This is a genomic window from Paenibacillus sp. NPDC055715 (genome assembly GCF_053617595.1).
The window spans coordinates 140,848-165,461 of the sequence record NZ_JBSHGA010000004.1; the positions used below are offsets into that span (position 1 = coordinate 140,848).

General features: G+C 49.2%; 18 protein-coding genes and 4 pseudogenes. 7 read left to right on the forward strand and 15 right to left on the reverse strand.

Annotation, left to right across the window (positions count from 1 at the left end):
- Window positions 1-63: 63 nt before the first annotated feature.
- Entirely contained in the window at window positions 64-843 is a 780-nt protein-coding gene (locus ACWGOO_RS09105) for an alpha/beta fold hydrolase (protein ID WP_025683378.1), read from the reverse strand.
- A gap of 1,332 nt (window positions 844-2,175) precedes the next feature.
- Here ACWGOO_RS09105 and ACWGOO_RS09110 point away from each other — a divergent pair.
- Window positions 2,176-3,228 (forward strand): hypothetical protein, encoded by a 1,053-nt coding sequence (locus ACWGOO_RS09110; RefSeq protein WP_452482660.1) that lies wholly within the window; start codon window positions 2,176-2,178, stop codon window positions 3,226-3,228.
- Window positions 3,229-3,951: 723 nt separating this feature from the next.
- On the opposite strand, the gene ahbB is transcribed toward ACWGOO_RS09110, so the two are convergent.
- From ahbB to ACWGOO_RS09140, 6 genes and pseudogenes are all read right to left on the reverse strand, one after another.
- On the reverse strand, window positions 3,952-4,989 hold the full coding sequence (gene ahbB, locus ACWGOO_RS09115) for a siroheme decarboxylase subunit beta (protein ID WP_452482662.1): 1,038 nt from the start codon (window positions 4,987-4,989) through the stop codon (window positions 3,952-3,954).
- Window positions 4,959-5,942, reverse strand: coding sequence for a radical SAM protein (locus ACWGOO_RS09120; RefSeq protein ID WP_452482664.1), 984 nt, complete (start codon window positions 5,940-5,942; stop codon window positions 4,959-4,961). Before ACWGOO_RS09120 ends, ahbB begins: the two co-directional genes overlap by 31 nt.
- A 43-nt stretch (window positions 5,943-5,985) precedes the next feature.
- A complete protein-coding gene (locus ACWGOO_RS09125) occupies window positions 5,986-7,158 on the reverse strand; it encodes a radical SAM protein (RefSeq protein WP_452482666.1) in 1,173 nt (390 codons plus the stop codon).
- A gap of 527 nt (window positions 7,159-7,685) precedes the next feature.
- Window positions 7,686-9,098, reverse strand: coding sequence for a [FeFe] hydrogenase H-cluster radical SAM maturase HydG (gene hydG / locus ACWGOO_RS09130; RefSeq protein ID WP_452482668.1), 1,413 nt, complete (start codon window positions 9,096-9,098; stop codon window positions 7,686-7,688).
- 75 nt (window positions 9,099-9,173) lie between these two features.
- On the reverse strand, window positions 9,174-10,217 hold the full coding sequence (gene hydE, locus ACWGOO_RS09135) for a [FeFe] hydrogenase H-cluster radical SAM maturase HydE (protein ID WP_452482999.1): 1,044 nt from the start codon (window positions 10,215-10,217) through the stop codon (window positions 9,174-9,176).
- A gap of 222 nt (window positions 10,218-10,439) precedes the next feature.
- Window positions 10,440-10,559 (reverse strand): annotated as a pseudogene (locus ACWGOO_RS09140) (alkaline phosphatase); the annotation flags it as partial.
- Window positions 10,560-10,658: 99 nt separating this feature from the next.
- On the opposite strand from ACWGOO_RS09140, the gene ACWGOO_RS09145 reads away from it, so the two are divergent.
- On the forward strand, window positions 10,659-11,576 hold the full coding sequence (locus ACWGOO_RS09145) for a LysR family transcriptional regulator (RefSeq protein WP_452482670.1): 918 nt from the start codon (window positions 10,659-10,661) through the stop codon (window positions 11,574-11,576).
- 213 nt (window positions 11,577-11,789) lie between these two features.
- Here ACWGOO_RS09145 and ACWGOO_RS09150 read toward each other — a convergent pair whose 3' ends face one another.
- Complete coding sequence (locus tag ACWGOO_RS09150) at window positions 11,790-12,608, reverse strand: carbon-nitrogen family hydrolase (protein ID WP_452482672.1); 819 nt, start codon at window positions 12,606-12,608, stop codon at window positions 11,790-11,792.
- 331 nt (window positions 12,609-12,939) lie between these two features.
- Here ACWGOO_RS09150 and ACWGOO_RS09155 point away from each other — a divergent pair.
- From ACWGOO_RS09155 to ACWGOO_RS09175, 5 genes and pseudogenes are all read left to right on the forward strand, one after another.
- A pseudogene (locus tag ACWGOO_RS09155) lies at window positions 12,940-13,434 on the forward strand (aminotransferase class I/II-fold pyridoxal phosphate-dependent enzyme); the annotation flags it as partial.
- Window positions 13,435-13,793: 359 nt separating this feature from the next.
- Window positions 13,794-14,894, forward strand: a complete 1,101-nt coding sequence (proB, locus tag ACWGOO_RS09160; protein WP_452482674.1) for a glutamate 5-kinase — start codon at window positions 13,794-13,796, stop codon at window positions 14,892-14,894.
- A gap of 18 nt (window positions 14,895-14,912) precedes the next feature.
- The gene (locus ACWGOO_RS09165; RefSeq protein ID WP_354452836.1) at window positions 14,913-16,205 is read left to right on the forward strand and encodes a glutamate-5-semialdehyde dehydrogenase; all 1,293 of its coding nucleotides are present in this window, start codon (window positions 14,913-14,915) and stop codon (window positions 16,203-16,205) included.
- A 39-nt stretch (window positions 16,206-16,244) separates the two neighbouring features.
- Window positions 16,245-17,111, forward strand: coding sequence for a pyrroline-5-carboxylate reductase (gene proC / locus ACWGOO_RS09170; protein ID WP_452482677.1), 867 nt, complete (start codon window positions 16,245-16,247; stop codon window positions 17,109-17,111).
- An 18-nt stretch (window positions 17,112-17,129) separates the two neighbouring features.
- A pseudogene (locus ACWGOO_RS09175) lies at window positions 17,130-17,511 on the forward strand (class II aldolase/adducin family protein); the annotation flags it as partial.
- 356 nt (window positions 17,512-17,867) lie between these two features.
- On the opposite strand, the gene thiE reads toward ACWGOO_RS09175, so the two are convergent.
- The 7 genes and pseudogenes from thiE to ACWGOO_RS09210 form a co-directional block, all read right to left on the reverse strand.
- Complete coding sequence (gene thiE / locus ACWGOO_RS09180) at window positions 17,868-18,530, reverse strand: thiamine phosphate synthase (RefSeq protein WP_452482679.1); 663 nt, start codon at window positions 18,528-18,530, stop codon at window positions 17,868-17,870.
- Window positions 18,517-19,386: a bifunctional hydroxymethylpyrimidine kinase/phosphomethylpyrimidine kinase gene (gene thiD, locus ACWGOO_RS09185; RefSeq protein ID WP_452482681.1), complete on the reverse strand. Its 870-nt coding sequence runs from the start codon at window positions 19,384-19,386 to the stop codon at window positions 18,517-18,519. The genes thiE and thiD overlap by 14 nt, the downstream gene beginning before the upstream one ends.
- A 368-nt stretch (window positions 19,387-19,754) precedes the next feature.
- Window positions 19,755-19,838, reverse strand: a pseudogene (locus ACWGOO_RS09190) (flavin reductase family protein); the annotation flags it as partial.
- A 492-nt stretch (window positions 19,839-20,330) separates the two neighbouring features.
- Window positions 20,331-21,059, reverse strand: a complete 729-nt coding sequence (locus ACWGOO_RS09195; RefSeq protein WP_452482683.1) for a DnaD domain protein — start codon at window positions 21,057-21,059, stop codon at window positions 20,331-20,333.
- Between the two features lie 3 nt (window positions 21,060-21,062).
- Window positions 21,063-22,358, reverse strand: a complete 1,296-nt coding sequence (asnS, locus tag ACWGOO_RS09200) for an asparagine--tRNA ligase (protein WP_452482685.1) — start codon at window positions 22,356-22,358, stop codon at window positions 21,063-21,065.
- A 133-nt stretch (window positions 22,359-22,491) separates the two neighbouring features.
- The gene (locus ACWGOO_RS09205) at window positions 22,492-23,688 is read right to left on the reverse strand and encodes an acetate/propionate family kinase (protein ID WP_452482687.1); all 1,197 of its coding nucleotides are present in this window, start codon (window positions 23,686-23,688) and stop codon (window positions 22,492-22,494) included.
- On the reverse strand, window positions 23,685-24,557 hold the full coding sequence (locus tag ACWGOO_RS09210) for a 3-hydroxyacyl-CoA dehydrogenase family protein (protein WP_452482689.1): 873 nt from the start codon (window positions 24,555-24,557) through the stop codon (window positions 23,685-23,687). Before ACWGOO_RS09210 ends, ACWGOO_RS09205 begins: the two co-directional genes overlap by 4 nt.
- Between the last annotated feature and the right edge of the window lie 57 nt (window positions 24,558-24,614).

Genomic DNA, 24,614 nt, shown 5'->3' on the forward strand with positions numbered 1-24,614 from the left:
CTCAATCATCGGGCATTAGCGGACTATATTTATGGGGAGCGATGGTGCGGCTAATCCGAGTCGTTATGCAAAAGAAGATAATAATTGGTTGAATCTATCGCGCTCCTCTAAAAAAGCGCAATGGCCGCTGTATTGGAACGGAACTAGCTTCGAATTTTTGATCAGCTTATTTGTTTCCTCAGCTTGGGTAAACGGAACGACTTTATCATGAATTCCGTGAATAATTAATGTGGGTACATTGATCTGACCGAGATCATTGTAAACATTTTCATCTCTAAGCGTGACCATAATGGCGGAAGTCGCCCAATTTGCCGCTTGTAATCCCATTAAAACGAACCAATCGGATTTCGGTTCGGAAATATACTGAAAGAAAAAAATTCCTGTTTGGTCTTGCAGCATTTGCGGTCGGTCATGATTTGTATCTTCGATGATTTTATTTGTAAATTCTTTTGGAACGCTAGATGGAGAGGCAGCGTCGATCAGGACGAGTTTAGATATCCCATACCCTTTGTAACGAGCCATATAACGAATCGAGATCGCGCCTCCTGTAGAGTGTCCTGCCAGTGTTATGTTTCTTAACTGTAACGTCTCGATGACCATGCGGACATCATCTGCTAATCTATCGAAACTGTAACCGCTAAAAGGTTTATCCGAATTGCCATATCCCCTCCAGTCCATTCCGATACAACGATATCCAAGCGTTGGAAGGAAGTTGAACTGATATTCGAACTGGTTATGGTTTAGCGGCCATCCATGAATAAAAAGTATCGTTTTATTTCCCTTCGGATTGATGTCCTCTATAAATACGTTGACGCCCGGTTCGACAGTTACAAAGTATCCCAAGTATATCGCCTCATTTTTTTAAAATGTACTTCCCCATTAAGATATTCGCCCTAGGCAAGGTGAATGCCTAATTTCGGCGTCAAATTGGGTTTAGATAGTACGTAGAGATTTCTGAGGAATAGCTTGAGTGAAACAATTTCTTCAGATCATTGAGCTAACGGGAAACGATAGCTCAATTAGTACTTTGTAAAGGTAGCCGGCTTTGTGTCGGTTACCTTTTCTCAACTAACGGGCAGATTAGTCTAATGGATTTTGGGAAAAATACCCCAAAAGAATGGGGGTTAAAGTAATGAAGAAATTGATACTTTTACTGTTGCTTATCTGTGTAGTAACGAATGGAATAGATTACAATATTGTCCTGGCATCAGAAAAAACGACTACAATTAGGGGTACCGCCAAGGGTACCGCCAACAACTCGGAAATTTTGTACGCTAAGCATGCACAGAATTAGGTTTATTAATAAAAAAAGAGGATATAGAAGTTCCACTATTTGAAAGGACAGTCATTCATGCCATTGAATCTGTTAACAGGGGCATTAAGAATGATTCTATATAAAAAATATTTTAGAAATCTACTGTAACCATTTAGTTTAAGGAATTTTAACTCCCAGCGATCACACCAATAGATAAATATATAAGGCGTTAAATATCGAATAAAAGTCAATGTATGATTCCAGTAGTGATACTTCAGCCATCCTATTTTATACATTGAGAGTGCAAAGAAAAATGTTAACTGAGCATGGATACGATATACAAACAAGAATAAACAATCATAAATTTGGCATATTAGATTAGAAAGTGATCGCAAATATTTTTCCTAAAAGGAGGTAATAAAATGACAATAATACCTAATTTCCCTGAAGAACTTGCAGATTTGCATCACGCTTGGCACGACCCAAGTGCTCACCCTGGTTTGCCGACACGAAGAATTTTACCTCCAAACCCTGGCGCAGGTTTAGAATTTCTTCAATTTCACCGCGATTTCATAGTTAGATTTCATCAGTGGTACGATTCTCAACCATTTGCCGATCAAAATGCAGTTGCCCCGTGGACGTCAATTCCACCAGAGTTAAAGGTAGCCAGAGCAGGATGGAACTCTCGATGGGAAGTCGCTGAAAGGAGAATCCTAACTAATAATCCACCATTTGCATCAGCTGACGAACTTGGATTATTTATTGAATTAGGTATACATAATCAATTTCTTCACAGTGCAACATCGATTGTATACAATGAACCAATTGTTGGGACCTTTCATTCACCAGTAAGCACGCTGTTTTACAAAATCCATGGGCTCGTAGGTCTTTGGTGGGCTTCTTGGGAGGAGTCCCATGCTTTGAGAGCTCGTCCCGACAGTTTCATAGCAACCGCACGCCAGACAGACAACCAGATCGACTTATTCGTCGCAGACAAGCAGGGACGCGTAAACGTAATGTGGGTAGTAGATACGGGCCCTTGGCAAGGGCCTGTTCGCCTAACTGGGCCTGATTTCGTCTATCCTGGTACGAAATTCGCGACCGCACGCCAGACAGACAAGCAAATTGATTTATTTTTCGTGGACAATCAGGGACGCGTAAACGTAATGTGGGTAGTAGATACAGGCCCTTGGCAGGGACCTGTTGCCCTAACCGGTCCAAACTTCGCGGTGCCTGGTGGGAGTCTAGCGACTGCACGCCAAACAGACGAGCAGCTTGATCTATTTTTCGTGGACAGTCAGGGACGTGTGAACGTGATGTGGGTAGTTGGAACAGACCCTTGGCAAGGACCTATTCCCCTAACCGGTCCGAACTTCGCTCCACATAGTGCAAGATTCGCGACTGCACGCCAGACAGACGAGCAAATTGATTTATTTTTCGTGGACAATCAGGGACGCGTAAACGTGATGTGGGTAGTTGGAACAGACCCTTGGCAAGGACCTGTTCCCCTAACCGGTCCGGATTTCACCCTACCTGGTGTAGGTGCAGAAATAGTAACCGCACATCAAACAGACGAGCAGATTGACCTATTCGTCGTAGACAAGCAGGGACGCGTAAACGTAATGTGGGTAGTTGGAACAGGCTCTTGGCAAGGACCTGTTCCCCTAACCGGACCGGATTCCGTTTGGGAGCTTACGGGATTAGCAACTGCACGTCAGACGGACAACCAAATTGACCTGTTCTTTGTAGATAATCAAGGACGTGTGAACGTGATGTGGGTAGTTGGAACAGACCCTTGGCAAGGACCTGTTGCCCTAACCGGTCCGAATTTCGCTTTTCGTGGTGCGACCCCAGCGACTGCACGCCAGACAGACGAGCAGATTGACCTATTCGTCGTAGACAAGCAGGGGCGTGTAAACGTCATGTGGGTGGTAGATACCGGCCCTTGGCAAGGGCCTATTAGCTTGGGGTAGGACCGAGATACGTGTAAATTAATTTGAAAAAACTTCCGATAACACTGATTAAAAAGGATACAAAAAGTTAACTTCTGAGTAAGTAGCGGGAATCCTTTTTTCACCCGTCGGATTGTGATAATTACGGTTAGATGATTAAGCTAACGGGAACGATAGCTAAACATAAAGGGTTCCACATATTAGTCATGTATAATATGTGGAACCCTTTATTATATCTGACTTTCCTAAAATTAGGTCTTGATAAACTGAGAAAATAAAGTTGTAGACTGACGAATGCCTTTCCGGATGTGGATTGGCCCAGTGATCCGCAGGCCTGGCGGCCATCAACTGCAGGGCGATCACCAGTCAATACTCAGTCTACTACTTTATTTTCTCCGAACAGTGTCGGTTTGCGGTACGGACCCCTTCTCCTGGATATTCAGTCTAAAACTTATTTCTCAAAGGCTGACGATTCCTCAGCTACAAAACCTTGTAGAATCAACAATTCCAGTCTAGAACTATATTTTCTTCATACATTTATAAAGCAAAAAAGGCCCCGCCGACCAATTAAGGTTAGCGGGGCCTTTGCCGATACTTTCAGACTGCACGCTCGGTACTTCCGATCTGTGTAAAATTGTAAGCATTACGAATAAACTCAATATAGTCAAAGAGTGTTAACCTGTCAACACGAAAAACGGACGCTGTCCTTGAAGAGACGGCATCCGTGTGAATATAAGAAGCGCTTTAGATCGAAAAGCTCGTTTTCTTCAGTTCTTCCGTGCTGAACAGAATATCGTAATCCTTGATGCCTTCCCGCCGAACAAATTGCTCCGCAACTTTCCGAACAGACGCTTCATCGGGTCCATGAATCATAGCGTATAAATTATACGGCCAATCGGGATGCGCCCGGCGCTTGTAGCAGTGGCTGACTTCCGAATAACCGGCCAGCCTTTTTCCTGCCTCAGGTATATGCTCCTCAGGAAGTACGCAGATGAACAGGCCATTTGCTGAAAATCCCGCTTCCCTATGCTTTAGAACGGCTCCGATTCGTTTGAGTGCTCCTCCTGCCTGCAGCGCCTGCAAGCGCAGAAACACCTCTTCCAAGCTGCAACCTGTCTTATTGGCAATCTCGGTATACGGTTCGGGTGACAACGGAAGATCTCCCTGCAGTTCGCGGATCAGCTGCAAATCCGTTATTTCTATTTTGCATGGTTCCTGTTTGGAAGTTGCGCCTCCATTCAAGTTCGAGTTGGGTGTAATGGCTGATGCATCAGCCTTTTCCTCCATATTCAGGAAGACCTTTAGTTTGAATAATTGCTCGGAGGGGAACTCATATAGCAGCGGCCCGCCCGCCGCTTCACGGATCGTTTCAAGAATAGCCCCCCGTTCTTCCTCGGTCCGGGAAGTCAGCGTGAACCACATATTGAGCCTGCTGCGCCGGCGGTAGTTATGGGTTACGCCTCTATACCTGTTGACGACAGCAGCGGTCTGGTAAAAAAGCTCCTCCCTGACTGCCATCGCATACAGACAGCCTCTAAATCCCAGTCCCGCCGGATTAAACACCCCGCCGATCCGCCGGATGAATCCCTCTTTCTTCAGCCTTTCAAGCCTTTGAAGCACATCTTCCTGGCGTAATTCCAGTTCCTCCGCAATGGCATTCCAAGGGCGTCTGACCAGAGGGAGCCCGATTTGCAGCCGATTCAGCAGCTTCCGGTCGTTCGAATCCAGGTCCACTTTTCCACCTCCCCAGCTTACAGCGCCGCCGATCTTTTGTAACACCACGGCTCTTCGGCCATGAAATTGCCGCCGCTGTAATAGTACGATCTCGCCCGGCAGCCGCCACAAATGCCCACATCGGGACAGGAGCCGCATTCTCCTTCATATTTCTCGAAATCCCTTAAATCCCGGAACACCGGATTATCCCGCCATATTTCATCAAAAGGCTGCTCGCGAACATTCCCCACCTTGACCGGCAGGTACGGACAAATATGCACCTCGCCACTCGGCAGCACCGAACAATAGGAGACCCCGGCCAGACAACCGCGCGTGTACCGCATTTCCAGCCCCATGCTCTTGGCAAGCGGCATGAACTGGGGAGCGCATGTCGGTTTGATTTCAAGGGATGTTGATTTCTGTTTGGACAGAACACTGCGCAGAACCGAGTAATACCGTTCCCGCTTCAGCCCGTCTTCTTCGATATGGACGGCCCGTCCGGTCGGGACGAGAAAGAACGGGTGCAGAGAGGATACATGAAGCTCCTCGGCAAGCTGGGCAACCTGCACGAAATCATCCATATTGCCCTCGGTCAGCGTCATGTTAATCTGCACTCTCAGCCCGGCTTCCCGGGCATAACGGATGCCCTCCAATGCTTGCTGCCAGCCTTCCGGCGCATTCCTGAACCGGTTGTGATACTCAGGCGTGGCGCTGTCTATGCTGATCGCAATGCCCCCCAGCCCCGCTTTTTTCAGCTCCGCAGCTTTGGCGGCGGTCAGAAGCGTGCCGTTGCTGCCAAGTGCGGGACGAAGGCCAATAGACGAGGCATACGCGATCAATTCGCAGAGATCTTCACGGATCAAGGGCTCGCCGCCGCTGAATATGAGAAGCTTGAATCCGGCCTGCTTGATCTGATCAATGAGCCGGATGCCTTCCTCCGTGGTTAGCTGGTCTTCTACAGACGATGCCGGCCCGGAGTCGCGATAGCAGTGTTCGCAGTATAAATTGCATTTCTTGGTCACATTCCAGGAAACGAGCATGCGTATTCAGCCTTCCTTTCCAGTGTTATACGATTCCAATTTCGCGGTCACTTAAATAACAGGATGGGTCCTCCGCCCAGAAATCACCGCTTACCGAAGCCCGGGCCCGGAAATTCCCGTTACAGATATCCAGCCAATTGCATTCTCTGCAGCGTCCCTTTAGCAGCGGTTTACGGTCGCGCAGGCCGGCCATTAGCGGATGAGCGGCATCACGCCAAATCTCGCTGAATTTCTGCTTGCGGATATTGCCGATTTCGATATCTCTCGTGAACTGATCGGGATAGACGTTGCCGTGCCAATCCACGCAGCCGATGGCTATTCCGGAACGGTTGCCGCCGTTTCTCTGAAGCAAGCCAAGCAGTTCAGCCGCGCGCTCCGGGTCGTGCTCCATCATCCGCTGGTATAAGTAAACTCCATCCGCATGATTATCAACGGTGAGCAATTCCACCGGTTTGCCTTTGCCATGCAGGTCCATCGTTTTAGCCATTATCCGGTCAAGAGCATGCCGGGATTGTTCATGGGTAACATCCTCTTGCTGCAGGGCGCTCCCGCGGCCGGAATAGACGAGATGGTAGAAGCAGGCCCGAGGAATATTTTCCCGCTCGATCAAATCAAGGACTCCATCCAGGTCTTCATATGTATGTCTGCTGATCGTGAACCGGACCCCTACCTTCTGGCCGATGGCCAAGCAGTTTCGGATACCCTGAAGCGCCTGTTCAAAGGCTCCTTTTCGCCCGCGAAATTCATCATGGCGCTCTTCCAGCCCATCCAGGCTTACACCGACATATTTAACCCCTGCTTCTTTTAGCATCTTCGCTTTGTCCATGGTAATCAATGTGCCATTGGTCGATACTACCGGCCGAAGCCCTTTGCTTGACGCATAAGAAATCAGCTCATAAATATCTTTGCGGATCAGAGGCTCTCCACCGGAAAAAAGCAGTACCGGCACCTGGAAGGCGGCCAGATTATCAATAAACACCTTAGCTTCCTCCGTCGACATTTCATCGGGATCATGGGCAGGACAGGCATTCGCATAACAATGTTTACAGGTTAAGTTGCAAGCCCGTGTCGAATTCCATACGACGACAGGCCCTCTGCCCGTGGAAACGCCATGCGGTTTGTGTCCCGGCTTAATGGTATAACGAAGGTCATCGCCTTCTCCCTTCATACCGGTAAGCAGTTTCGTTACATTAATCATTTCCGCTCCCTCATCTCCCTATAATTAGATACCAGTTCTCTTTATCTTAAAATAACTTGTGAGAATAAGGATATGCGCTATTATCTTGCTCTTGCGCCGCATTAATGCTTGGCTCTGCGATAAGAAGAAACGCCTGACGGCGTCTTATTAGAGCTTAAGCTTCCGAAGTAGCGATACGAGTATCGCTTTTAGGTACGTTTCTCGTAAAAATATAAGACCAAACGATAGGCGCGAAGCCTAAAAAGTCTTATATTTCAAGAAAAAACCCGCAATGCTTCGGGTATCAAAAAGGTCGTGGCCGAAATGATTTTTTCTTACCGTTAGCCAGTTCTATGATCATAACGACAAGAACGAGCAATGTAATGAGCTAACTTTCCCGGGTCATGTACACACCGTCCATCATACTAAAGAAACAGCTGTAAAGTTGCAGAGAAATCCTCCGCAATGGACGCACCTATTCCAATAGTCTAATACTTTATTTTCTTCGGACATTTTATTTACCCAATTCCAAAGAGAAGATCGATATTCTAAAAATACAAATCCCGCTCGCCCGCTTCCAAGCGTTCCAGCTTTTCCAGTGTCAAACGACGTGTCGACTCGCGTGGGATACGCTCCAAATTTTCACGCAGGGCGGCAGCTCCCAGCTCACGTGCCTCTTCATCCCCATAGTCCAGCAGGTATTCCTGAAAGGTCAGCAGCGAGTTGGGTTGGCATACGTTGTGAATCTGGCCTGATTTGACCAGCTCCATAAACCGATCACCTGTACGGCCTTCACGGTAGCAGGCTGTGCAGTAGCTCGGCATGTATCCGCCACGACACAGACTTTTGATGATTTCCATCGGCGAGCGATGATCCCCAACCTCGAACTGGGGTTTATCATTCGTCTCTTGTCTCGCATATGCTCCTACACCAGTAGCAGAACCTGCACTGATTTGCGATACGCCCAAGCCAATGACACGGTCCCTGAATTCCGGCTCCTCACGCGTAGACAGGATCATCCCTGCATAAGGTACAGCCAGCCGAAGAACCGCTACAATTTTCATAAAATCCTCGTCATTCACCAAATAAGGATAGCGTTCCGGGTCCACATTTTCAGCCGGACGAAGTCGGGGAACGGAAACGGTATGAGGGCCGCAGCCAAACACTTCCTCCAGATGCTCAGCGTGCTTAAGCATGGCTATCGTCTCAAAACGGAAATCGTATAAACCGTACAGCACACCGATGCTCACATCGTCTATCCCTGCCCGCATAGCGCGGTCCATGGCAGTCGTGTGCCAGTCATAATTCCGTTTTGGCCCTTGAAGATGATATTTGCGGTAGCTTTCGCGATGATACGTTTCCTGGAATAAAATATACGTTCCGATCCCAACCTCCGCAAGCTTCCGATAATCCTCCTCCGTCGTTGCGGCAATATTGACATTAATCCGCCGGATACTCCCATTGTCTACATTTACATCGTAAATCTGACGGATACAATCGACGATATAATCAATAGAACAATGGAGCGGATCTTCCCCCGCTTCCAGTGCGAGTCGCTTATGCCCCATTTCCTGAAGCACTCTGACCTCTTCGACCAGTTCCTCCGGGGTCAAACGGCTGCGGGTAAAGCTGTCATTGGTATGCTTATAGCCGCAGTATTCGCAGTTATTGACGCAGTGGTTACTTACATATAGAGGGGCAAACAGCACAATCCGATTGCCGTAAATCTGCTCTTTCACCGCTCGTGAGGATCTAAACATTTCCTCCAGCAGTTCAGGATCATCCACATGCAAAAGAGCCGCCGCTTCAGTCGCGCTCAACCCCCGGCAAGCCCTTCCTTTCTCCAAAATGTCTAAAATACGATTTCGATCCGTTGCTTCCTGTTTTCCCTGCTCCACCGCTTCCATAATCTCTGCCTCATTAATAAAATCAGCCGACACTTTCTCCCGTACTTCACTCACATAGATCCTTCTCCCTTATGGTGAGGATTTCGCGAAATCCTATGGTTAACTACTATAAAAGTTAGATCAGCTTCATCATTTTCTCATGAGCTGTCGTTGTACCCTCAAACTATCGCCCCGCCCCATATCGACTTCAAATCCCGCTCCACGGATGCGCAGCTCCAGGCAATGTCGACATTGGGCAGATTCATCGCCCAAGCATATTTTATTTTCGTAAATGGCATACTTCGGCCTCACCGCGAGTGGCGACAAATTAGGCATAACTACATTCGCCCCTGCCTGAAGCGCCTTCTCCCGGCCTTGAGGATGAATCGTTCCCATCGCCGTGGATGCTGGAATAAGCGCATCTGGAACGACCAACCGGGACAACGAAACGATATCCAGCGCCTTTTCCATGCTTCCCTGGCTGGCATCCCGGAGTGGCGTGTTGCTATGCGGTAAAAACGGTCCAATCCCGATCATATCCGGCGATAGACTGTGCAGATAGACCAAATCGTCTGCCAGATCACTGTTCGTTTGTCCAGGCAACCCTACCATACATCCAGCCCCGATCTGAAATCCGATCCGCTTCAAAGCCAGCAGACGACTGCGCCTGCTTTCTATCGTCATCGTCGGATGCAGCTTGGCGTACAAACTCGGTGAAGCCGTCTCATGCCGCAGCAAAAAGCGGTCCGCCCCCGCCTCGTATAATAGCGTATAGGTTTCGTCATCCCTTTCACCAATGGACAGCGTAACGGCCACATCGGTAAAACGGCTTTTGATCTCCCGAATCAGTTTCGCCAGCCGTGCTGCCGTGAACCAGTAATCTTCGCCGCTTTGCAGCACAAAGGTTCGATATCCCAGCTCATACCCCTCCGCGCAACAGGACAAAATTTCTTCCGGTCGCAAACGATAGCGCTCCGCCTGTTTATTTGAAACCCGCAGCCCGCAATACATGCAGTCCTGACGACATATGCTGGAGAACTCAATTAATCCACGTAAAAAAACACCTTTGCCGTAACGTTCCATTTTGATGCGAGCTGCCAATTTTCGTAACTGTGCCCGCACCGCCGATTCTTCCTCCAAACATGCCAGCAGCTCCGTCATTTCCGTATGCGTCCATTCCTTGCCGTCAGCCAGACGCAGTAATAATTCGTCCGTGACTCATCCCTTCTTCCCTCGTCCATCTGGACTCCACGTCGTCAGCGGCTTGTACCGTACATGTATTATTCTAGCAACATCAGCGGGAATAGAACGTGATTTCCTTCACAAAGAGTCCTATTTTCCGAATATCAACTCCAGCATCTGCCGCAAAAAATACATACTTTACCGCAACAAAAAAAGCTGTTTTCTTCTTTAGTGGAAGAAGCCTTTGTCGTTTTTGGACAACACATTAATCGCTTTGGTTGTCATTTCGGCCAAACCAGGTTCCTTGGATGCATCACGATCCAGGTTATACGCGAGAGCTTCAGGAAAGAAGCTGCTTGGGATTGGGATTTCAATTAAAATATTGTATAATCAGTCTATGATGTAATAGGTAAATCTTATAAGATAACAATGATAAAAGGGGTGCAAAACTCGATGGAATTGAGACAACTTCAATACACCCTGCAAATTGCAGCGGAAAAAAACTTCTCACGTGCAGCGGAAAAACTGCACATTGCTCAGCCTTCCCTGAGCCAGCAATTGTCCAAACTGGAGAAAGAACTTGGGGTACTGTTATTTCAACGCAATACAAGCACGGTGGAATTAACGCATGCAGGAGCAAACTTTGTGGAAAAAGCGAAAAAGATTGTCGACGCAGTCGAGCAGCTCCGGCAGGAAATGGACGATATTTCTCAGCTGCGCAAAGGGAAAGTTGTCGTCGGCAGTATGCCTATTACGGGTTCCCATTTGCTGCCGCATGTGCTGCCTGTGTTTAAGAAAGCTCATCCGGACATTGAAATTGTTTTGGTCGAGGATTCATCCATGAATCTGGAGAAAAAAACAGCCAGCGGTGATACCGACCTCAGCCTGCTTTCTCTCCCGTTAGTAGAACCGACACTTACCTATGTGTCCATCGGTGAAGAATGGATTGATCTTGCTGTTCCCCCGGGTCACCCGCTGTCTCTGCGCAAAAACGGCGACCAGCCACAGCCTGTGCATCTGGAAGAACTGAAAGACGAACCGTTTGTCGTCCTGAAAAAAGGGCAAGGCTTCCGCAAGCTGACGATGGACTTGTGCCATCAAGCGGGCTTTGAGCCGAATGTAGTGTTTGAAAGCACCAATATGGAAACCCTCCAATCGCTCGTAGCAACAGGGATGGGGGTGACACTCGTGCCTCGTTTTATCGCCCGGGCCGCCAGCAGCGAATTTGTTCCGGCATTGCTGCCACTGGCTAAACCGACGCCAAGCCGTGCCCTGGTCATTGCATATCGGAATGGGCGTTATTTATCCAAAGCCGCTGAGGCTTTTATTGAAACCTTCCGTGAAACGGTCAAACAACTTTCGAAAAAGTAGTCTCACGTTCAGCACTTTCGCATACGCTTGCTCGCCCGTTTTGGCAATTTCCATGGGGTTTACCCCCAGACGATCAGCCAGAATATTCGCAAAATGTGCGGGTGTTACCAGCCGGCACCAGTTCCTTAAGGGACAGGTTTTTCTTTCCACACAATAATTCAATGCGTCCCTTGAGCATGGGCGTTTCCTTTCTATACGAAAGGGAATGCGGATTTATCGGTCATACAGCGAGGGACGACGATCCTCGAACACCGGGATACGCCCTCGCACGTCCTGCACCAAGGCTGACTCAATCGTTCCTGTGATGATGCTCTCCTGCTCTCCACCCTCGGCAATGATTTCTCCCCACGGATCAATCATGAGGGAATGCCCGAAGAAATCCATATCTCCGCTGCGACCTACCCGGTTACAGGCGATGACGTACATTTGATTTTCAATGGCCCGTGCAGTCAGCAACGTGCGCCAGTGATGAAGACGGGGATGTGGCCATTCCGCAGGTACGATCAGCAGATTTGCGCCAGACAGGGCCAGACTGCGCGCTAGCTCGGGAAAACGAATGTCGTAACAGATCGAAGCCCCCGCCTGAATCCCTCCATCCAGCGTGAATAAAACCTTTTCCTGACCAGACTTCAAATATTTTTCTTCATCCATAAGACGGAACAAATGAATTTTGGAATACGAAGCAACCTCTGCGCCTGTCCGGTCAAAAACGAGCATGGTATTGTACACATGACCGTCGCTTTTTTTCTCCGCAATCGACCCGGCTACCACGTTCACCTGATGAGTGGCAGCGAATGACGATATCCATTCCCGAGTTTCCGATCCTTCCTGATCCGCCAGCTCATGAATGCGATCCAGCGCATACCCCGTGTTCCACATTTCCGGTAGTACAATCAGGTCCGGCTTCAATTTGGCTGTCACCGCTTGTTCCATTAACGTATGAATATGACTGCGGTTTTCCGGTGGATTCCCTAGCTCAATATGAGCTTGTATGAGTGCAACACTGAACGGCTGAGCTTCATGATACGTCAAAATCGTTCATCCTCCCTGTGAACCGGAGCTTCCGGTGAGCGCTTGTCCGGCATTTTCTCTTATCATAGCCAGATCAGCCTCTACCACGCAACCGCATAAGTTCAATCCCCTCTATACAACTTGGTTAAATCGTGATAAATTAATCCTCAAAACTATCCCAAAAGGTCGCGTGAGAAGATGAGTAATTTCCCCATCCCCTCCGCTGATGTGATGAAGCAGTTACCGACTCAATTTTTTGCCACACTCGTACAAAATGTAAACCGTGAAATTGCGGCAGCGCATGATGTCATTAATCTTGGACGGCATTGTGGTGGCCAGTGATTTTGCCTAGGGTGCTAAGGACGTGGGAATTGAGTTCTATACCTTGTCCAAAACATACAATATGGCGGGCTGGCGCGTCGGTTTGGCGCTCGTCAATGCTGAAATCATCTCGATAATTAATCTACTACAGGATCATATTTATGTAAGCCTGTTTGGCAGCATTCAAGCAGCGGCGGCCACCGCTCTGACGTCCTAACAAGACTGCGTGGGCAAGCTGGTTGCACGCTATGAATTGCGTCGCAACGCTTTTTATGATGCGCTTGGACAAATTGGCTGGCAGGCGACGCGCCCAAGCGGCTCCTTATTTAGTTGGTTGCCTGTACCGCAGGGCTATACTTCGGCTTCTTTTGCCGATCTGCTGCTGCGGGAAGCCAAGGTGGCTGTCGCTCCAGGGATCGGCTTCGGCAGCGGCGGCGAAGGATTTGTACGGGCGGGTCTGCTAAGCTCGGAAGCTCGACTGACCGAGGTGGCTGAACGAATCGGCAAGCTAAGCCTGTTTGGTTAAGCCGTATTTTCCATCTACAACTTCTTTGCCAAACCCGGCCATTTCGTGGTATTCTGTATCCAATATCATTTAGTTACCTATATCACTTAGCGCGTTGAAGGGACTATTAAGAGAGACCCGTCCTGTTCAGAGAGTAAATTCCGATTGGCTGCAAGAATTTACCTGGACCCTCTCCCAACTCCTATCCCAGAGCGCCCTGCGCAGTCAGGCGGTTCCTGCCGTTAACAGGTTTCAAGTGGGATGATCATGAATCATCAATAAAGGTGGTACCGCGGAAGCACAAACTTTCGTCCTTTGCATACAAAGGATGAAAGTTTTTTTGTATCTTAAAAAGAGTACACATTAAGGAAGTGGACGTCTTGTCAACACGAATCGTCATTAAAATCGGAAGCAGCTCCTTAACCGGAGTCGAGGGAGGCTTGAATCGAGAAGCCATTGCTTATTTTGCCCGCGAAATCGCCGGACTTCGTTCGAAAGGCCATGAAGTGCTGCTGGTCACATCAGGTGCAGTCGCCGCCGGGTTTCGGGAGATTGGGTACCCGTTTCGCCCTAAGCTACTGCATGAGAAACAAGCGGCGGCAGCCGTAGGTCAGGCGCTGCTTATGCAAGCCTATCAACAGGCTTTTAGAGATTATGGCTTGGTGAGCGCACAGATTCTGCTGACACGCAGTGACTTTTTGATCCGCAAACGGATGAACAATGCTGGAATGACCGTGGAAGAATTGCTGCGGCAGCAGGTCATTCCGATTTTTAACGAAAATGATACGGTGTCGATTGACGAATTGAAATTCGGTGATAACGATATGCTGTCTGCGCTGGTCGCCAATTTGATCAAAGCACAGCATTTGATCATTGTCACAGATACTGATGGCGTATATACGGCAGACCCGCGCAAGCATCCGAACGCTGTACGTTTTGAACACATCGACGAGATTACCGAGGAAATTTATGCATTTGCTGGAGGTTCCGGGTCAGCTGTAGGGACTGGCGGTATGCGATCCAAGATCGAAGCAGCCAAAGTCGCCACGCGCGGCGGTGTGCCTGTGTTTGTAGGACGCGTCAACGCAGACGGCGATTTGGATGCAGCCGTGGAGGGACACGGACCAGGGACATATTTTGACACCCATCTCTCTTCCCTCCCGATGAAAAAACAATGGCTTGGCTTCATGTCGACGCCGCTCGGCACGGTGCATGTAGACCAAGGAGCCGAGGAAGCACTGGTGAATGGCGGTCATAGCCTGCTTCCCGTTGGCGTACGGCGCGTGGAAGGCAGCTTTCATGCCGGAGATGTCGTTGAGGTACTGGGGCCGGAAAATAAGGTATTGGGGCGCGGCATCGTCAATTATGACGATGGGCAGCTTCGAAGCGTACAAGGATTACCAAGCGGCGAGGTTGTGGGCAAGATCGGCCCCATTCACCGGCTTGAGGTGATTCACAGGGATGAATGGATTACATTATAAATACGGGGAGGCCGTAACATGAGTGAATTAACAACGAACACAGCCACAACAGATGAAAGCCAGTTCAGTGAAGTACGCGCCAAAGCGACTCTGGCCAAAAAAAGCGCCGGGGTCATGAACCGACTGACGACAGCACAAAAAAATGAAGCGCTGCTCGCCATGGCTGAAGCACTAGTACATCATACGGAAGAGCTGATTGCAGCGAACAAAAACGACTTGGAGCGTGGACGGGAACTGGGAACGTCGGAATCGCTGCTCGACCGCCTCAAGCTGACCGAGGACCGTATCGGGGCCATCGCCGAAGGCTTACGCCAAATTGTGGAGCTGCCTGATCCGGTCGGTGACACGCTGGAGCATATCGAGCGTCCAAACGGTTTGCGTATTGAGAAAATACGTGTGCCGCTGGGTGTCATCGGCATCATCTATGAAGCGCGTCCTAATGTGACGGTGGATGCTGCGGGCCTGTGTCTGAAAACAGGAAATTCGGTTGTGCTGCGCGGTGGCTCGGCTGCTCTGTTCTCCAACCGCAAAATCATTGAAGTTCTCCAACAGGCGTTGGACACAACTGCCGTACCGCGCGATGCGCTTCAGCTCATTGAAGATTCAGACCGCGCCTCTGTCAATGAAATGCTCACGCTGAACGGTTTGCTGGATGTGATCATTCCACGCGGCGGGCGCTCGCTTATTCAAAATGTTGTTCAGAATTCCACTGTGCCTGTCATTGAAACCGGAGCTGGTGTGTGCCACACCTATTTGGACGCTACGGCAGATACACAGATGGCTGAGGCCATTACGCTGAACGCCAAGGTGCAAAGGCCGTCCGTATGTAACTCGATGGAAACACTGCTCGTCCACTCGGATTATGCACAGGTACATCTGACGAGTTTGGCAGAACGTTTTCGTGAGACCGGGGTCGAGCTGCGCGGCTGCGCACGGACACGGGAACTGGCTCCCTGGGCTGTTCCAGCCACGGAAGAGGATTATGGCACCGAGTATAATGATTACATTATGAACATCAAGGTAGTAGACAATTTGGACGAAGTGCTGGAGCATATTGCCCGGTACGGTACGATGCACTCGGAGTGTATTGTGACCGCAGATGAAGCCCATGCCGAACGTTTTCTGCAAGAAGTGGACGCGGCAGCCGTGTATCACAATGCCTCCACTCGCTTCACGGATGGCTTTGAGTTTGGATTTGGTGCCGAGATCGGGATCAGTACGCAAAAATTACATGCCCGTGGTCCAATGGGACTGCCTGCGCTGACTTCAACCAAATATCGTGTGTACGGTACTGGACAAATCAGGGAATAATATCATTTATCAATCCGTATCCTTGGAGGTTATGAAACCATGTGTGAATCACAAACAAAGGCTTTAATTCAAGAGCAAATTACGTTTTTCGGAGCAGGCTCGATGGCAGAGGCTATTATTCGGGGAATGATGGCCCGTTCCGTTGTCAAACATGGTGGTATTACCGTCATCAATCGTAGCAATCTGGCTCGCCTGGAGGAACTTCAACAGCAATATGGGGTGTTGTACCAAACCGAGGATGCCGCCAAAATCGAGCTGCTGCGCCGTTCTCCGGTGATTGTGCTTGCCATGAAGCCCAAGGATGCTGCACAAGCCCTTGGACAGCTCGGCCCGCTCCTTTCAGATGGACAGCTGATCATTTCGGTGATCGCCGGACTGTCCATTCGTACAATGCAAACGTTGCTCGGTCGCAAGCAGCCCATCGCTCGGACGATGCCAAACACATCCAGCTCGATTGGATTGGGAGCCACAGGCATCAGCTTTTCCAAGGAGATTAGTGAAGACCAGCGTAAAAACGTGCTTACGATATTCGAATCTGTGGGTACGGTGACGGTTATAGGAGAAGAAAAAATGGATATTTTGACCGGGATTTCCGGAAGCGGCCCTGCCTATGTCTACTACTTGATGGAAGCCATGATTGCTGGGGGAATCCGTGGTGGCTTGACTCCTGAGCAAGCGCACGAACTGACGGTGCAAACCGCACTTGGAGCAGCACGCATGGTACAACAAACCGGGGAGGAGCCTTCTGCTCTTCGCCACAAAATCATGTCACCCAACGGCTCCACGGTAGCTGCGTTGGAAACGCTGGACAAAGGCGATTTCTACGAAACGGTCATTGCGGCGGTACAGCGTTGCGCTGAACGTTCCCGTGAGATGGGAGCTGTACTAAAAGAGGGAATTGAATAAGCTATTGCTTAGTGACCTAAGCCTAGCGCCGAAACGCTGATTCATTGCGAAATTTACCGCCTGACAGGATGCGGAGCCGTTTTCCATGTGCATACTGTTTTCAACCATCTCATTTCCGAATATTACGGGGAACAAGGCTCTGTACCTGTGCAAGGCATTGAACTCATTAAGGCTTTAACATTTGGGAGGAAAATGCTGCGATTGATATTTCCGTGCTGTCGAATTACGCGGATATTGCTTCATTGCCAAACTGGTGCCGGGCGTGCTGAATGATCAGATGTCGGTAATTTTGCTACGTAACCACGGCATTTATGCGTGGGGGCGTGATGTGTTTGAGGCTAAAAATCATCTGGAGGCGTTTGGATTTCTGTTTGAAGCGACGTACGCTCCCTCCTGCTGAGACCTTAATTATGAAGAACAACTTGCTACATGCACGCCTGCTTTAATCAGAAAGTGCAAATTGAATACAGAGAACGTAAGCGGGGGGCGTTCTCTTTTTTTAAATGCAAAGGCAGCCTTGGACGTGTAATATGTCCCGGACTGCCTTTGTATCCTTATAGAATCAACCCAATTATCTAAGCGGGATAGAGTCTCCAGTTATTTATTAAGTAACCATTGCTCACAAGTATCCGCCCGTAGCTGTAACTCATTAAAAAGCACGCCAGCATGGTAGCGGTCGCAGACAACCACATCCTATCACAATCCTGGCATATTATTTTGCACTGCTATTAAATAAACTCTGGTCATTTCACGTCATTATAGCACGCTGCGAGAAAGGATGCTCCTCAGGCTTTGTGCAGCCTCACGGGGGGCTTCTGCCCATGAGATGGCTGATATGACCGCTATGCCGTCCGCTCCAGCCTTTAGGACGCTGGCTGCGTTGTCCGCTGTAATGCCGCCAATGCCTACCAGCGGAAGGCTTGCACCACCTGCACGCAGCCTACGGACCAGCTCCGGTCCCTGCACCGGATGTGCATCCGGCTTAGAAAGAGTCGGGAACATCGGCCCTGCGCCCGCATAATCAGCGCCAACACGTACCGCCTGCTCCGCTTCTGTGAGGCTGTGTACCGATACGCCGATGATTTTGTCGCCCATTCGGGAGCGTACGCGGTCTGCAGGCTCGTCATCTTGTCCGAGATGGACGCCGTCTGCATCCACAGCCAGGGCAAGCTCGACATCATCATTGACGAGAAATGGAACGTCATACTGATGACACAGCCGCCGGGCGGCTTGAGCAAATTCGTGCAAGCGACTTCCCGTTAGACAGTACGCACCTTTTTCACGCAATTGAAAAAGGCTCACACCTCCCTGCAACGCTTCCTCCAAAACCATCAGCGGATCACGGCCGCAATTCATACTGCCCATGACCAAATAAAGACGCAGATGCTCCCGCATACGCCCTATATCAACTCTTGGCATCGCTTCGTTCCTCCCTTATTGCTCTGCTCCACACAGACGCTCTTTCCCCTGTCCGGCGTGCGTTCCATGCCCAATGGTTCGTCGGCCCATGCCCACTGCCGATACCCAAGCCCTGCTCAATCGCCGCCTGTATAAAAGCCTTGGCCGTCTGCGCCGCCTCGGTTACATTTCGTCCTGTCGCCAGTCCAGCCGCCAGCGCTGCCGAAAAGGTACAGCCCGTTCCATGGGTATGCGGGGTATGAATTCTTGGTCCGTCCAGTTCGGTAAAATCGCGCCCGTCGAACAACAAATCCACAGACCGTTCCGCTTCCGTGCTGTGCCCTCCCTTGATGATCACGTAGCTGGTCCCCAAGTCAGCCAGCATTCGAGCCGCTTCCTTCGCATCCTCACGACTGGAGAGGGTTAAGCCTGTCAACGCCTCTGTTTCCGGAAAGTTTGGGGTGACTACCTTCGCCAACGGCAACAAATACGATTTTAGCGTTTCCACTGCCTCGTCATGAAGTAGAGAAGCTCCGCCCTTAGCGATCATTACCGGGTCTACGACAACATTAAGCCATCTGAACTGGCGAATTTGCGCGGCCACCTGACGAATGACCTCAGCCCCCACGAGCATACCCGTTTTAACGGCATCGGGCGGTAAATCCGTACCTATGGACTGTAATTGAGCCTCTACCATGGGAACAGGGACAGGATAAACAGCTTGTACACCACGTGTATTTTGAGCAGTAACTCCTGTCAGGACAGACATGCCGTACACGCCCAGCTCTTGAAAGGTTTTTAAATCTGCCTGTATGCCCGCGCCCCCTCCGCTGTCCGAGCCTGCAATGGTCAAAGCTTTGTACACCGTATGGGTCATAGCTGCGCCCCCCTGTCAATCTCTTGCCGCTTCCGTTTCTGCTGCGGATTCTGAATCTGATTTTCTGTATAAAGTAAAATGAATTTCAATATCAAGCGAACCCTGCTCCTTTGATGACAGGAGCCTGCGCTTCTTTCCAGCCGAGAGATATGGTTTTCAGCATGCACATGCTCAAGGGTATGAAACAACAAAAAACACTATGCAAAAGCAGAGTGTTCCTACACTAAGGTCCCTGCGCTGGCATTATCCAACAGGTTCATACGGTCTACGACAGAATAGTCGTACTCTCAGCTTGCTTCCGCAGGCTCCCGAGCTATTTTTTTATAATCGTAACCCTTTATGCCGTAAAAAGCAACGGCCCCTATTTGGGGGCGCCCCAGCGTAAATTGCTCTCCGAGCTTTGCATAATCATTGCCGGCCAAACGACTCACCGGACGCAGCTCCTTGGCGATTACTCGGGCCCCAGCAAAACAAAAACGATAGACTACCACGTCAATGCCTGATCCAATATGCCCGCTCCGCAAAACTTGGGGGCAAACGTCACTCCTCCCAACCTTCCATACCTACCGGGGCGTTTGGTGTTTTGGATAAGCTGCTTTTGTTGGATGATGTACAAAATATGCCTGTGGAGCCTCTTGTATCACCATGAGAATGATGGACTCCCTTAAAGGGGGCCTCACTCTTTAAAAGCTCAGTATCCATGATTCTCTCTATATCAATGACTCTCTCCCCCTTCCCAGTACTATAGACGCCGGAGAATTTCCTCCCCCTGCATATGTCGAAAAAACATTTAAAAAAAGACACACCCTCCTGTTGGAGTAGCGTGTCCTCAGCACTAAAGCTGCTGTATGCTAGAATATTTTACTTACATACGTTTAGCTTTTTAGTTACTTTAACCAAGTATATAGTCCTTACCTGCTGCCTGAAAACTTCAGTCTATCGCTTTAGCTGCGTCCGCCACCACGGAAACGCTGAGCGTATTCCTTTGCATCTTGTGCATTACGGACACGGTTGCGGCTCCACTCCAGCAAAATGCGGTCAATATACCGGAAATGCACCTTCCCTGCAAACACCGCTTCCTTCAAAGCCAGCAAAATCAGCTCCTCGAGATAACGATCCTGATCCACCCAACTGGTGATTGTCTCGTATTCCATCGGTGACAACGGTCTACCGAATTCCTTCTCGAAAATCGTAAACAAATTCCGTTCCTCTGAAGGCGGAGATTCCGATATCCCATTCAGCACATCCGGTTTTCCGGCAAACAAAATATCATCGTCATCGTTCTGCTCCGTGCGCTCGGGTATCATACATTCCGCCAGCTTACGGTACAGCCCCGTTAGATTGTAGCGTTCGAATTGCACGGATGAGCTGCGGTCTTCCACAGTATCAATCCGCAGAAAACCTTCCTTCATCAGCTTGCTAAAATAAAGCCCGATTTCGTTCGCTGTGCATCCGATACGGGCCTGCAATTGCTCCCAAGTTGGAAATTCATTGCGCTCGGCTTGTTTAAAAGCAACCAACTGCATAAGCAGAAGCATCTCTCCGTCCGTCAACCGAAGCGTCCGGTAATGCTTGAGCAGGGCATAGGGAATCTGGACCATTCCAGCTTCCATAGCAAAGGCTACTCCCTCCGCCCACTCTGCCGCTGATGTCTTGTCGAATGATCCGGTCATCGGTTACGGATACAGACGATACAGCATACGTGGGAACGGAATCGTTTCACGTACATGATCGAGTCCACAAATCCATGCTACCGTACGCTCCAGTCCCAGTCCAAAGCCGGAATGCGGAACGGTGCCGTAGGTGCGCAGATCCATATACCATTGGTAAGCTTCACGCGCCAAGTTATGCTCGTTAAAACGTTCTTCCATCAAGGCCGGATCATCAATCCGTTGGGAACCCCCGATAATTTCGCCGTAGCCTTCAGGAGCGATCATATCGGCGCACAGTACAACCTCTGGGCGAGTTGGATCAGGCTTCATATAAAATGCCTTAATGTGAGTCGGCCAATGCGTAATGAATACTGGCTTGTTATATCTCTCTGCAATAGCCGTTTCATGCGGAGCGCCAAAGTCCTCGCCCCAAGGGATATCGAATCCTTCTCCTTGAAGGAAAGCAATCGCCTCATCATACGTAATGCGCGGGAATTCTCCCTGAATTTGCTCCAGCTTCGAAACATCGCGTCCGATCGTTTCAAGCTCTTTTGCACAATTTTTCAGCACTGATTGTACGATATGACCCATAAACTGCTCCTGTACACGCAAAGATTCCTCATGATCTACAAAAGCCATCTCCGGCTCGATCATCCAAAACTCAATCAGGTGACGACGTGTTTTGGACTTTTCCGCACGGAAAGTTGGACCAAACGAGTATACTTTGCCAAGCGCCATTGCTGCCGCTTCCATATACAACTGTCCGCTTTGTGTCAGAAAAGCATCCTCGTCAAAATATTTGATATGAAACAACTCTGTTGTGCCTTCTGCGGAAGAAGGAGTCAAAATCGGCGGGTCCACCTTTGTGAAGCCATTGCCGTTAAAAAATTCCTGTACCGCACGGATAATTTCCGCCCGTACGATCAGAACCGCGCGTTGCTTGGCGGAGCGCAACCACAGGTGACGGTGATCCATCAGGAAATCTACACCGTGTTCTTTAGGCGTGATCGGGTAGTTTTCTGTCAAATGAATGATTTCAATGCCCGTTATCGTCAATTCAAAACCGGATTGGCTACGCGGTTCTTCGCGCACAACTCCGGTAACATACAGGGAGCTTTCTTGGGTCAAGGACTTGGCATCATTCCAAACGTCCTCGGACACCTCGCTTTTCACGATAACCCCTTGAATATATCCAGTACCATCGCGCAGTTGCAGGAACTGGATTTTACCGCTAGATCGTTTATTATTTACCCAAGCACCGATTGTAACCGTTTCCCCTACATGGCGGCCCACTAGGGAAATCGTACTTTTATTCGTCATGACGTCTCTCTCCTCTTAACGGAAAATCAAACAGCCTTCCCCCACTGGGTCAGGCTGTTTGCTCACGCTGTTTGATGCATACGGAACCTATTTAAGTAAGCCCGTATGCATAAAGTTTAAACTTCGGGTCGAACTACTGAACCAGACGGAACGTGTCGCGGGCAATAACCAGCTCTTCGTTCGTCGGAACGATCAATACATCAACCTTAGAATTTGCTGTTGTAATCCGGCGAGGTTCGCCAGAACGAATAGCGTTCAACGCTTCATCCAGCTCGATACCGAGGAATGTCAGTTGCTCCAAGACTCTCTGACGCAGAACGTCGGAGTTTTCGCCTACACCTGCCGTAAATACGATCACGTCTACCCCGTTCATTGCCGCGGCATACGAACCAATGTATTTACGCAGACGATATTCATACATTTCAAATGCCAATGTAGAATTAGCTTCGCCTTTTTTCATACCTTCCTCGATTTCACGCATATCACTGCTGATACCGGAAATAGCCAAAAGTCCACTGTGCTTGTTCAGCATGGAGTTGACATCATTGACCGTCAATTCTTCTTTGTTCATCACATAAGGTACGATTGCCGGGTCCAAATCCCCGCTACGTGTCCCCATCATAAGCCCTTCCAGTGGAGTCATACCCATGGAAGTATCTACAGACAAACCGCCTTGAACCGCTGTTACACTACCGCCGTTACCGATGTGACAAGTAATGATTTTCAGCTCTTCTAAAGGACGACCGACGAATTTAGCAGCTTCCTTGCTTACATAATCATGGGAAGTACCATGGGCACCGTAACGACGAACCTTATATTTATTGTACAATACTCTTGGAATAGCGTACATATAAGCTTTTTCAGGCATCGTTTGGTGGAACGAGGTATCAAATACTACAGTCTGCGGCACATCGGGCATATTCGCTTCTGCGGCTCTAATCCCCATCATTGAAGGGGGGTTATGCAGTGGCGCAAGGTCAAACAGGCGACGGATTTCACTTTTGGCTTCTGGCGTAATCAGAGCTGACTGCTTGAAGATTTCGCCTCCATGAACCACACGGTGGCCCACAGCCTGAATTTCGCGAGTATTGGAGATTACACCATGTTCAGCATCGGTAAGTGCGTTTAGCACTTTACGGACGGCTGTAGTGTGCTCCAAAATTTCGCTAACCTCAGTGTATTCTTCTTTATTGGTTGGCTTATGCGTCAGGATGGATGAATCCATACCGATGCGCTCTACCAATCCTTTTGCCAGAACGGACTCGTCCGTCATATCATACAACTGGTATTTAAGGGAAGAACTTCCTGCATTGATTACGAGAATTTTCATACCTGCTCACCATCCTTGTCGTACTTGAAGAAGCCTTCGCCCGACTTCACTCCCAGATTACCTGCACGCACCATTTTCTTCAGGACGATGGACGGACGATATTTCAATTCGCCGAATTCACGGAACATGCGCTCCAGAGCAGCCAAAACGGAATCCAGACCAAAGCGGTCAGCCATTTCCAAAGGGCCATTTTGGAAGCTGTAGCCGATTCGCATAGCATCGTCGATATCTTTAGCAGAAGCAACACCCTCTTGAAGCACGTGAGCTGCTTCATTGATTAGCAGGCAGATGATACGGCTTGTTACGAAGCCTGGGGATTCATAAATCATAACCCCTTTTTTCTCCACTACTTCTTCAACGAACATTTTCGTGTTTTCGAACGTATCGTCCGAAGTTTTCAAGCCACGAATAATTTCCACAAGATCAATGCGGGATACTGGATAGATAAAGTGCATGCCAATAACACGCTCAGGATACTTGGTCGAGCTAGCAAGCTCGGTCAGGCTCAGCGTGGACGTATTACTTGCAAGAATAATGTTGTTTGGACACACATGATCCAGCTCTTGGAAAACAGCTTTCTTCTCGTCCAGATTTTCTGTAATGGTCTCAATGACCATGTCACAGCTTCCAAGCTCCGCCAAATGGGATACTTTCTCAATGCGAGATAAAATCAATTTTTTCTCTGTTTTTGTAATAGCCCATTTTTCCAGTTGCTTGTCCAGACTCGTTTCAATCATATTGTAAGCGTAGTCTAATTTCTCTGGTGTCTGCTCTACTAACAGCACGTCAATTCCTTTGGACGCGAGCATTTCAGAAATACCCTGTCCCATAGTGCCGCCGCCGATGACGCCGATTTTTTTAAATTGCATGGTTCTTTACTCCACCCTTTCTTGATCACTCTCATATATTGTATCATTCTTTGTCGA

Coding starts and splice junctions, on each gene's coding strand:
- ACWGOO_RS09125 (WP_452482666.1), bottom strand. CDS start 7,158: ATGATTAATGTAACGAAACTGCTTACCGGTATGAAGGGAGAAGGCGAT.
- ACWGOO_RS09145 (WP_452482670.1), top strand. CDS start 10,659: ATGGAATTGAGACAACTTCAATACACCCTGCAAATTGCAGCGGAAAAA.
- ACWGOO_RS09165 (WP_354452836.1), top strand. CDS start 14,913: ATGAGTGAATTAACAACGAACACAGCCACAACAGATGAAAGCCAGTTC.
- proC (WP_452482677.1), top strand. CDS start 16,245: ATGTGTGAATCACAAACAAAGGCTTTAATTCAAGAGCAAATTACGTTT.
- thiE (WP_452482679.1), bottom strand. CDS start 18,530: ATGCCAAGAGTTGATATAGGGCGTATGCGGGAGCATCTGCGTCTTTAT.
- thiD (WP_452482681.1), bottom strand. CDS start 19,386: ATGACCCATACGGTGTACAAAGCTTTGACCATTGCAGGCTCGGACAGC.
- ACWGOO_RS09195 (WP_452482683.1), bottom strand. CDS start 21,059: ATGACCGGATCATTCGACAAGACATCAGCGGCAGAGTGGGCGGAGGGA.
- asnS (WP_452482685.1), bottom strand. CDS start 22,358: ATGACGAATAAAAGTACGATTTCCCTAGTGGGCCGCCATGTAGGGGAA.
- ACWGOO_RS09205 (WP_452482687.1), bottom strand. CDS start 23,688: ATGAAAATTCTCGTAATCAATGCAGGAAGTTCTTCCCTTAAATACCAG.
- ACWGOO_RS09210 (WP_452482689.1), bottom strand. CDS start 24,557: ATGCAATTTAAAAAAATCGGCGTCATCGGCGGCGGCACTATGGGACAG.